General features: G+C 37.4%; 7 protein-coding genes. All 7 read right to left on the bottom strand.

The window, feature by feature from the left end:
* Window positions 1-156: 156 nt before the first annotated feature.
* Window positions 157-1,398, bottom strand: coding sequence for a beta-ketoacyl-ACP synthase II (fabF, locus tag BANA01_RS15315; protein WP_034676396.1), 1,242 nt, complete (start codon window positions 1,396-1,398; stop codon window positions 157-159).
* Window positions 1,399-1,564: 166 nt separating this feature from the next.
* Window positions 1,565-3,052, bottom strand: coding sequence for a UxaA family hydrolase (locus BANA01_RS15310; protein ID WP_034676394.1), 1,488 nt, complete (start codon window positions 3,050-3,052; stop codon window positions 1,565-1,567).
* Window positions 3,053-3,067: 15 nt separating this feature from the next.
* Complete coding sequence (locus BANA01_RS15305) at window positions 3,068-4,537, bottom strand: tagaturonate reductase (protein WP_063253688.1); 1,470 nt, start codon at window positions 4,535-4,537, stop codon at window positions 3,068-3,070.
* Window positions 4,538-4,564: 27 nt separating this feature from the next.
* On the bottom strand, window positions 4,565-5,965 hold the full coding sequence (uxaC, locus tag BANA01_RS15300; protein ID WP_034676403.1) for a glucuronate isomerase: 1,401 nt from the start codon (window positions 5,963-5,965) through the stop codon (window positions 4,565-4,567).
* Between the two features lie 25 nt (window positions 5,966-5,990).
* Window positions 5,991-6,848 (bottom strand): sugar phosphate isomerase/epimerase family protein, encoded by an 858-nt coding sequence (locus BANA01_RS15295; RefSeq protein ID WP_034676400.1) that lies wholly within the window; start codon window positions 6,846-6,848, stop codon window positions 5,991-5,993.
* 174 nt (window positions 6,849-7,022) lie between these two features.
* Window positions 7,023-8,585, bottom strand: a complete 1,563-nt coding sequence (locus tag BANA01_RS15290) for a response regulator (protein WP_034676398.1) — start codon at window positions 8,583-8,585, stop codon at window positions 7,023-7,025.
* A complete protein-coding gene (locus tag BANA01_RS15285) occupies window positions 8,578-10,383 on the bottom strand; it encodes a sensor histidine kinase (RefSeq protein ID WP_235847158.1) in 1,806 nt (601 codons plus the stop codon). Before BANA01_RS15285 ends, BANA01_RS15290 begins: the two co-directional genes overlap by 8 nt.
* Window positions 10,384-10,465 lie beyond the last annotated feature (82 nt).

Genomic DNA, 10,465 nt, shown 5'->3' with positions numbered 1-10,465 from the left:
ATTTTTCGAGTGCCTCGGTCACTAAAGAACCCTTTTAGTGACCTTAACTTCAATTCTTCGAGTGCATCGGTCACTAACAGAGCCCTTTTGGTGACCATAACTTCAAATTTCCAAACAACTCGGTCATTATTAGAGCTCTTATAGTGACAATAATTTTTATGCGTTAAATTTCTTAAAAATCAAGGTGGCATTATGGCCGCCAAATCCTAATGAGTTGGATAAAACTACTTGAACATTCTTCTTTTTTGCCGTATTAGGGACATAATCTAAATCTAGTTGTTCATCAGGAGTTTGATAATTGATGGTTGGCGGGATGATTCCATCCTTGATTGCTAATAAAGAAAAAATCGCCTCTATCGCACCAGTTGCACCTAACAAGTGGCCGGTCATCGATTTTGTAGAACTAACAGATAATTTATAGGCATGTTCCTTGAAAACATCTTTAATCGCTAACGTCTCAAACAAATCATTATAATAGGTGGACGTGCCGTGAGCATTGATATAGTCAACTTGTTCAGGGGTAATACCAGCATCAGCTAATGCTAATTTCATTGCTCTGCCTGCTCCTTCTCCTTCGGGTGCTGGAGTAGTTATATGATGGGCATCACCTGTAGCCCCATACCCAACTAATTCTCCGTAAATGGCAGCACCGCGAGCTAATGCATGTTCTAATTCTTCTAATACGATGATACCTGCGCCTTCCCCAATGACAAATCCATCACGATTCTTATCAAATGGTCTGCTCGCTGTAGCCGGGTCTGGATTTTTTGAAAGTGCGGTCATATTTGAGAAGCCCGCCACCGTCATCCCAGTAATGGTTGCTTCCGTTCCGCCGGCAATCATCACATCCACATCCCCCTTTTGAATCACGCGGAATGCATCACCAATGGAATTAGCACCTGACGCACATGCTGTAACCGAACAATTGTTGATTCCTTTTGCACCAAGTGAAATGGATACTTGTCCTGCCGCCATATCAGGAATAAACATCGGTATCGTAAACGGGTTGACCCTTCTTTGACCTTTTTCAATAAACTTCCGATGTTGTTCCTCGAATTCGGCCAAGCCGCCAATTCCTGATCCAATCCACACTCCGACCCTTTCTGGTTGAATCCCCTCTCCAATTTGGATTCCTGCGTCTTTAACCGCCATTTGACTTGCTGCGATAGCAAACTGGCTATAACGCCCCATCCTCCTGGCTTCTTTTTTGTCTATAAACTCTTCTGGCGCAAAGCCCTTAACTTCCGCTGCAATCTTGACGTCGACCGTATCTACATCAAAAAGGGTTGCAGGGCCGATCCCGGAAACACCATTCTTAATTTGTTCCCATGATGTATGAGCATCATTTCCCAAAGGAGTGACTGCTCCAACACCTGTAACCACTACTCTTTTATTCATTCAATGCTCACTCCTAAATAGATTTTCGGATGATTCTTACACTCTTTCTCTAGTTTAACGAATTAAGTGTGTCCGGACAAATTAATTTACTCCCGCAAAGTACAATCCAATCACTAGCATACAAAAAAAACGATAGGTGTCACCTAATCGTTTTTTCCTCGACCTACTATAAAGTAACTCCTGTTTTAAAAATAGCAATTTCTCTAAAATCATTTTTTTCGTTGTTCACCCATTCACCGCTTGCCACTTTGATAATGTAATGAATAAATTCCCGCAGTACTTCATTTGCTTCTTTTTCCAACAGTACGCCGGCATTAAAGTCAATCCAATGCGGCTTCGCCTCGTAGATTGGGGTATTGGTGGAAATCTTTACTGTTGGAACAAAGGCGCCAAACGGTGTTCCGCGGCCCGTTGTAAATAGTACCAATTGACACCCGGCCGCAGCTAATGCGGAAGATGCTACAAGGTCATTTCCTGGGGCGCTTAATAAATTTAGACCCTCTTTTTTGATCGTTTCTCCGTATTTAAGAACATCCGTTACAACCGATGTACCTGCTTTTTGCGTACATCCAAGTGATTTATCCTCCAGGGTAGTAATACCGCCGGCTTTATTTCCTGGTGATGGATTTTCATAGACTGGTTGATTATTTTGTATGAAATACTCCTTGAATTCATTAATTAATTCAACGGTTTTTTCAAATACTTCACCATCTGCCGCCCGTTCCATCAAAATCGTTTCTGCACCAAACATTTCAGGGACTTCTGTCAACACCGTCGTTCCGCCTTGGGATACCAAGAAATCGGAGAATCTACCTAATAACGGATTCGCTGTAATCCCAGAGAATCCATCCGAACCACCGCATTTTAAACCAACCTTTAATTGTGATAAAGGTACTGCTTCCCGCTTGTCGTCCCTTACATGCTCATAAATTTCCTTAAGCAGTTCAACACCGGCCTCAATTTCATCCGTCACTTCTTGAGAGACTAAAAACTTTACTCGATCTTCATCATATTCTCCCAAGCTTTCTTTGAATTCATATAAATTGTTGTTTTCACAGCCTAGACCTAGGACTAATACTCCGCCAGCATTTGGGTGCATCACCGCGTCCCTAAGAATTTTCTTCGTATTTTCATGATCGTCACCTAATTGTGAGCAGCCGTAATTGTGCTTTAAGACTAAGACATTTTCAAAAGGGCTAATATCGCCTACTTCTTTTTCAAACAGCTTAATCATTCTTTCGGCGACACCATTTACACAACCTACTGTCGGGACGATCCACAGTTCATTTCTAATTCCTACATTACCATTTTTTCTTTTGAATCCATTGAATGTTAGGTTTTCTTTTTCATATAGAGTGGTGTTTAGCTTTTGATTATATTGATATTCCTGAATACCATCTAAGTTCGTTTTTGTATTATGTGTGTGTATATATTCCCCTGCAGAAATGTCTTTCATGGCATGCCCAATCGGATAGCCATATTTAATGATATGTTCATTGATTGAAATGTTATTAATGGCTACCTTATGTCCTCTTGGCACATCTTCTTTTAGTGTGATCGCTTCCCCATCTATAGTAAAGGTTTGACCTGCTGATAAATCTTTTAAGGCAACCACAACATTGTCTTGTTTATGGATCTGGATGATATCCAACATTAGATTTCCCTCCCGCTAGTTGGCTGCTTTCTGTCCTAATACGGATTCAAGGGCCTTTTTCATTCCCATTGTTTCAATATCGAAGAGATCCTTCGTTATAGCAGCGGTTAGTCCAGGAACTTGGTTTAAATCCATCTCCCAAACCTTCTCGTATCTTAATACATTCGTTACAATGTCCTTAATGCTGTCGATTGTCCCATTGTATTGACTCCATTGTAAGTTGAATAAATCAAGTACATCCTGATCATCTGCTAAAGGAATCTCTTCTTCCCCTCTTGTTCCTTTATAAAAAGAAATAAGAGCTGCTAGAGAGAAAACAAGTTTTTTGGGTAATTGACGCTTCCGATTGTAATAGTCCAATAAGGAAGGCAAATCTCTTGTTTTAAATTTAGACATCGAATTAAGTGAAATGCTTAATAGAAAATGCTGCATAAATGGGTTCCTAAAACGGTCTAACACAGCCTCTGCAAATGCATGCAATTCTTCAATTGGAAGATTCAGCGTCGGGATAATTTCCTCATAAATAAGCTCTTTGACAAATTGTCCAGTCACTAAATCCTCAATCGCTTCAGAAACAGTATTGATACCATATAAGTAGGAAACTGGTGTTATCGCCGTATGCGCACCGTTTAATATACGCACCTTTATTGTCCGATAGGGTGTCAAGTCATCAACCACCAAAGTATTTAGTCCCGCCAAATGTGCTGGAAACTCTTCCGCAATCGATTGCGGACCTTCGATTACCCATAAATGATATTGTTCACCCACCACTAGTAGATTATCTTGATATCCAAGCTCTTCTGTTATTTCCTCAATACTATCCCTTGGGAAGCCAGGAACAATTCGATCAACAAGACTATTACAGAATATATTACTCTCATGTATCCATAGAGCAAAATCATCTCCAAGAAACCAAAGGTCTGCATATTTTAGGACGATTTCTTTTAACCTTTCACCATTTCGCTCAATTAGTTCACATGGGATAATAATCAACCCCTTGTCCTTATCACCTTGAAAAGCATTGTAGCGCTCATATAAAAAGGCGGTTAATTTTCCAGGAAAACTTCTTTGTGGGCGATCTTCTAAACAATCATTTTCATCAAAGACTATTCCCGCTTCTGTGGTATTTGAAAAAATAAACCTTAACTCCTTATTCGCTGCTAATTGAAGATACTGATCATATTCGTTAAAAAGATTTATGCCTCTACTAATACTGGTAATAATAGAATTCTCCTGAACCGCTGCACCATTTTTCATCCCCTGTAAGTAGAGTGTATACAGTCCATCCTGTGCATTTAATTTCTCAATTTTCTCTTGCCCACGTGGTTGGACAACGACAACACTGCCGTTAAAGATCCCCTTCTTATTCATGACATCAATTTGCCAGTCAACAAAACCTCGTAAAAAATTCCCCTCACCAAATTGCAATATTTTCTCAGGGTATTTTTGGCGTTGCTTTACTAAGTTATTAGTTAAAACTTCCATGAATGCTCCTCCTTATAATTGGGGCATTTAAAATTGAAAATACTCTTTTGCATTATCATAAGAAATTCCTTGGACAATCTTGCCTAAGAATTCGGTATCATTCGGAACTTCGCCATTTTCTACCCATTCACCGATGAGATAGCAGACTAATCTTCTAAAATATTCATGTCTTGTGTAGGAAAGGAAGCTTCTGGAATCTGTCAGCATTCCAATAAAACGGCTAAATAATCCCACATTGGCTAATGCCTGCATTTGGTCCAGCATCCCTGATTTATTATCATTGAACCACCATGCGGTTCCAAATTGTATTTTCCCCGGAATGCCGCCGCCTTGAAAATTACCAATCATTGCTGCAATAACCGTATTATCATTAGGATTTAACGAATAAATAATCGTTTTAGGAAGGGCATTGTCCTGCTCCATCGCATTTAATAATTTCGCCAATGGCTTCGCTATCTCTTCATCATTAATAGAATCATAGCCTGTGTCTGGTCCTAATTGGTTAAACATTCTTGAATTATTATTTCTTAAAGCATTAATATGGAACTGCATGGCCCAGCCTAGTTCGGAATATAGTTTTCCGAGGAAAGTTAACGTGTAGCTTTTATATTTCTTTTCATCTTCAATTGAAATTTTCTTACCCTCTAAGGCGTCTTTAAAAATCCGTGCCGCTTCTTCTTTTGTTGTATCAGCATACATCATGACATCAATCGCATGGTCCGAAACTCTTCCGCCAACGGAATGGAAAAACCGAACTCTTGATTCAAGTGCTTGTAAAAAACCTTCATACGTATCAAACGAGCTGCCAGAAACTTCTTGGAGCTTATTCACCCACTCTAGATAGCCATCGCGATTAATTTCAAGTCCTTTATCCGGGCGAAAACTTGGCAGTATCTTTACATCAAAATCGGACTCTTCTTTTAAAAGTTGATGAAATTCAAGGCTATCAATAGGGTCATCAGTGGTACACACCACTTGTACATTCGATTTTTTGATAAAATCCCTAGCACCGTAGCCTTCACTATTGAGTAAAGCATTCACTTTCTCCCAAACAGCCGGTGCACTATCCTCATTCAACAACTGGTCAATTCCAAAGTATCGTTGTAATTCTAAATGGGTCCAATTAAACAATGGATTTCCAATTGTCATTGGAACCGTTTTTGCCCAAGCTAGAAACTTATCATAATCACTGGCACTGCCGGTAATGAACTCTTCATCAATTCCATTACTGCGCATTAACCGCCACTTGTAGTGGTCTCCAGATAACCAGATATCGGTAATGTTTTTGAACTTCTTATTTTCATATATTTCCTTCGGACTTAAATGGCAATGGTAGTCAATGATTGGCATATCCTTTGCATATTCATGATACAAAATAACCGATGTTTCATTGTTTAGTAAGAAATTATCATCCATGAAGCTTTGCATCGCGGCACCCGGCTTTCTATGTTTTTTATTTTATTTCTAACTTTGCACTTCCGTATTTTTCGATTAAGAAATCAACACTTCCATCTATGTATGGTTCCTGTGTGCTTTCCATTAAAATATTGATAAATGGTTTTTTCTTTTTTAATAAGTTAAATAGAAAATTATAATTTAACAATCCTTGACCTACCGGAACGATTTTGACCTGTTCATCTTCAATGACAAAATCCTTCGCATGTAAAATCACCATTCTGTCTCCAAACAACTCAAATGCTTCTTGGATAACTTTTTCTTGATTAAGAAAATTATCAATGGATATGAAGTTGGCAGGGTCATATATCACCTGAAGATTATTAGATGGAACAGTATCTAGTAATCTCTTCATCCGCTCAGGTGAATGAATTGGATGATTGATTCCTCCTTCGATACCTACTATTACTCCAAATTTTTCTGCTTCTTCTACGAGCTCCTTGACACTCTCGACTACCTTCAGAAACGGCTGTTCTGTAAAGTTCTCTTCTGTATAAACGATTTCAGCCTGCACGTTTCCTGTCTCTGTTCCGACAATACTACAGCCAAAATCTCTTGCAAACCGAAGGTGTTCCTTGAATCGCTCTATTCCTTTTCTTCTTTCTGTGTGGTCAGGATGAATCATGTTGAAATAGCAGCCTAAAACAGCAATTTGTATACCCTTCTTGTCAAATAAACGTCGTATCGTTTGAGCAAAACCGGGACTTAAACTTCCTAATTCAGAATTGATATCCTTTAGGGATTTACCTAGTGCTAACTGAACAGAGCTGAGTCCTTTATTTGCTATTATAGTAACTACATTCTCGATTGATGGGTCTTCAATATCATGTGCCCGGATTCCTATATTTGCAGCCATATCCATCCTCCAGTCATATACCGTTCATTAACTTACAGGTTGATTATATTAATCAATGAAAGGGGTTACAATTCATCTCGACAAAGTCCTTAAAATCTTAAACAATTTTCTTAAAAATTTGATAATGTTGAAAAAATCCGAATGGGATTTTCCACACGGATTTTTTTGCGCCATTTATATAAATTTTTTCTTAAATTCTGCTGGTGTAACACCTGTATATTTCTTAAAACAGATTCCAAAATATTGTGGGTTACTATAACCTACTTGTTCACAAACTTCGTAGGTTTTAATATTACCCTCTCCTAATAGTTCCATTGCTTTTTTCATTCGTAACTCTAACAAGTAATCCCCAAAATTAAACCCTTTCTCCATTTTAAAAAGATTACTTAAATAGGGGGTACTGACATGAATTAACTCGGCCACCTTTTGCAGCGTTAAACTGCTGTCATGAAAATTCCCCTGCATATACTTGATTGCCTGGTCAACATGACTATAATAATTTTTTTCCTTCTTTTTAAACATGGCCGTAGACCATTGTTGAATTAGACTATTTAGAATATCTGTCATTTCTGTCAGAGCTGATAACTCCATGATATCCTTATATACATCGGATGAATTAAAGCTATTTGTTGTATCTTCTTTTTTCCATTTTTCGATTTCAAAAAATAACATGGTGCTAAATTTGAAAGCTAGAACTTTTAAATCCGATAAAGCAACACTTTTTCTATCCACTATCGCGGTACTTAAATCTATCAGTGTTTCTTTAGCCTTTTCTGGTAAACCAGCCTTGATATGATTTTCTAATTTCATCTCTAAATCATGGATAAGATTTTCTTTTTTATCACACTTAGAAACGGTTTCATCCAAAGAAATTACTCTGCCCGTACCCATAATATGCCTCATATCCATAGCTACCCTGGCTTCTAAAAAAGATTTACCGACTTCAAATAGATTAGGATATGCTCGTCCATGTGTAATGGTAATAGACTGATCTAGTTCTTTTTTTAGATAATTAAACAAAGCTTGGGCTAATTCTCCTTTCCTTAAATCATGGTCGTTTTCTAAGGATAAAAGGATTGCATATTCACCTACATCCGCATTCATCACCAAACAATTTAATTCATTAAAATAGGAAGAAGTAAAACTCGTAATCTTTTCTTTAAAACAATGTCCCTCAAGATCGAGTTCAATTGTATTCTTAACAAGAATAACGGCATAGAATGGACCCTCGATTTGAACATCTAGCCCTAGCAGCTCGTTTTCAATATCAACCCGGTAATCTCCCTCTCGAATCAACTTTTGAAAAAACTTCTGCTGCAGTAAAGGCATGGACTCTATGATTCTTTTTTCTTTCACTGATTCTTTTTCCCAATCAGCTGCTGCTTCCTTGGCTTTTTTTAGCAAGTATGCCGAATCCACAGGCTTTAACAGATAGTCAAACGCCTTCAACTTAACTGCTTCTTGAGCATATTTGAAATCTTCATACCCCGTCAGAAAAATAATTCTTGTCTCAGGGCTCTTTTCTTTAATCCGTTTCGCCATTTCTAAACCACTCATAAAAGGCATATTTATATCGGAAACGACGACTTGCGGTTGTTCCTTTTCAATTAACGTTAGTGCCACCTCACCGTCTCCTGCTTCTCCCGCTACAACGAATCCATGCTCTCCCCATGGGATTGCCTGGCATATGCCCCGACGAATAATTCTATCATCTTCTACAACTATTACTTTATGCATGCTCATTAATCTCCCCTTTTGTTTTGGGAATCGTAATGCTAACGACTGTCCCATTACCAGGTTCACTTGCAATCGTTAAACCGTATTCGTTTCCGAAGTGAATTTTAATTCGTTCATTTACACTTTGCAGACCAATACCAAGATACTTCTTTTTATCCTGATACGCTGCTTGTATTTCCAGCAAGATATCCTTTAATCTTTGTGGTTGAATTCCATTTCCATTATCACGAACCTCTAAATGGATGGTATCTCCAACTTGATATCCCCGAATCGTTATTTTACCCTGGCCGCGTTTTTGCTTTACCCCATGGTAGATGGCATTTTCAATCAGAGGCTGCAATGAAAGTTTAATAATATTATAGGAAAGAATTTCTTTGTCAATTTCAATTTCATAGGAAAAATCATCACCATAGCGCATTTCTTGAATAAACAAATAATGCTGAATATGCTCCATTTCTTCATGGATGGAAATGATTTCCCTTCCTTTACTAATTCCGATTCGAAAAAAGCTGGCGAGGGCACTAATCATTTGACTAGCGTCTTTATTCAGACCCATATCACATAATCCTTTAATTGAATACATCGTATTATAAAGAAAGTGAGGATTTATCTGAGCATGCATGACCGCAAATTCCAATTGTCGTTTCTCTTCTTGTTCTAATCGAATTTGATCCATTAGTGTATGAATTCGAATAATTAATTCTTTAAAGCCCGTATGCAGGATTTTCATTTCTTCAGGACCCGACATTTCAACATCAAAGTCCAGATTTTTTTTATTAATCATTCCCATTTGTTTGGCCATCTTTTTAAATGGATCCGAAATATATTTCCCTACTATGTTTGTAATTATAATCGCACATAGGATCATCAACACGACCAATAGAATGGTGAAATCTTTGATGTAATTTACCTTATTTAAGATTTCATCTTGTGGAATTACAGCTGCTATTTTCCACTTATTTGAACTTAATGTATCGTATATGACAATCATATCTTCCCCAGCGGTATTTTCGTAAGAGAACTCCCCTGCTTCGTCTTTAAGATTTTGCAGCGAGTGAAGAGTTGGGTTATCCAACTTGTATTTCTTTTTTACAGTTTTAGATTCATAAATTCCATCTGGACTTATAAGTGTCAGGTATCCATTCTCTCCGATTAACGATTTATTCAATACCTGTTCAAAAAACTCTGCACGTAAATTAAATAAAACAATCCCTTTTGAGGATGACTGATTCTTTTCAATCAATCGAAATATTGACATTACCTGATTATTTTTATTAAATTCCTGGTCATCATGAATGTTTCTCCAATAGAAACCTTCTTTGTTTCCATGAAAATTTGTAAAATACTCCTCATAATTTATCGATGGATTAGAATTATAACTGGTATGGTAAAGTAAAAAACCATTTTGCTTATGGTTAACAAGAACGGACTCGAGGATGACATTGTATCTTGAATAAATAAGCTTTAGGTTATTATCTATCTCTACGTAAGATTCCGGCTTAATTTCAGAGACTTCTTTATCTACTAATGATAAAATTCTAGGATCATTCGATAAGGAGACTAGCTGCTGAAAAACATCTGCCAGCATGTTATCTAAATAATTCTTCGTTTGAAAAATCGTATCATTTACGTTTTTATAGGCATTTTCTTCTATTTGTGCAGTTGCTAGCAAAGATGAAACCCATCCTGTAATCAATATAAAAAGGATCATGATAGGTAAATAGAGAGTATTAATGGTGGATTTAAAAGAATAGAAGAAATGTTTGCGAATAAAGTTTTTAATCTTTACAGCTGTCATAGAAGAAACTCCCTGCTAGTAAGTAAATTCTCAATATTCTATTATCCTATTGTAACCGTTTTCCGCATTTTATCATAATACG

This window comes from Neobacillus niacini NBRC 15566 (assembly GCF_001591505.1).
Taxonomy (GTDB): domain Bacteria; phylum Bacillota; class Bacilli; order Bacillales; family Cytobacillaceae; genus Neobacillus; species Neobacillus niacini.
The sequence above is the reverse complement of the archived record's forward strand: the minus strand, read 5'-3'. Positions and strand labels throughout refer to the sequence as shown.

What these genes read in the sequence shown, in the direction of transcription:
- uxaC (WP_034676403.1), bottom strand. Translation starts at nt 5,965, where the DNA reads ATGCAAAGCTTCATGGATGATAATTTCTTACTAAACAATGAAACATCG.
- BANA01_RS15305 (WP_063253688.1), bottom strand. Translation starts at nt 4,537, where the DNA reads ATGGAAGTTTTAACTAATAACTTAGTAAAGCAACGCCAAAAATACCCT.
- BANA01_RS15295 (WP_034676400.1), bottom strand. Translation starts at nt 6,848, where the DNA reads ATGGCTGCAAATATAGGAATCCGGGCACATGATATTGAAGACCCATCA.
- BANA01_RS15285 (WP_235847158.1), bottom strand. Translation starts at nt 10,383, where the DNA reads ATGACAGCTGTAAAGATTAAAAACTTTATTCGCAAACATTTCTTCTAT.
- BANA01_RS15310 (WP_034676394.1), bottom strand. Translation starts at nt 3,052, where the DNA reads ATGTTGGATATCATCCAGATCCATAAACAAGACAATGTTGTGGTTGCC.
- BANA01_RS15290 (WP_034676398.1), bottom strand. Translation starts at nt 8,585, where the DNA reads ATGCATAAAGTAATAGTTGTAGAAGATGATAGAATTATTCGTCGGGGC.
- fabF (WP_034676396.1), bottom strand. Translation starts at nt 1,398, where the DNA reads ATGAATAAAAGAGTAGTGGTTACAGGTGTTGGAGCAGTCACTCCTTTG.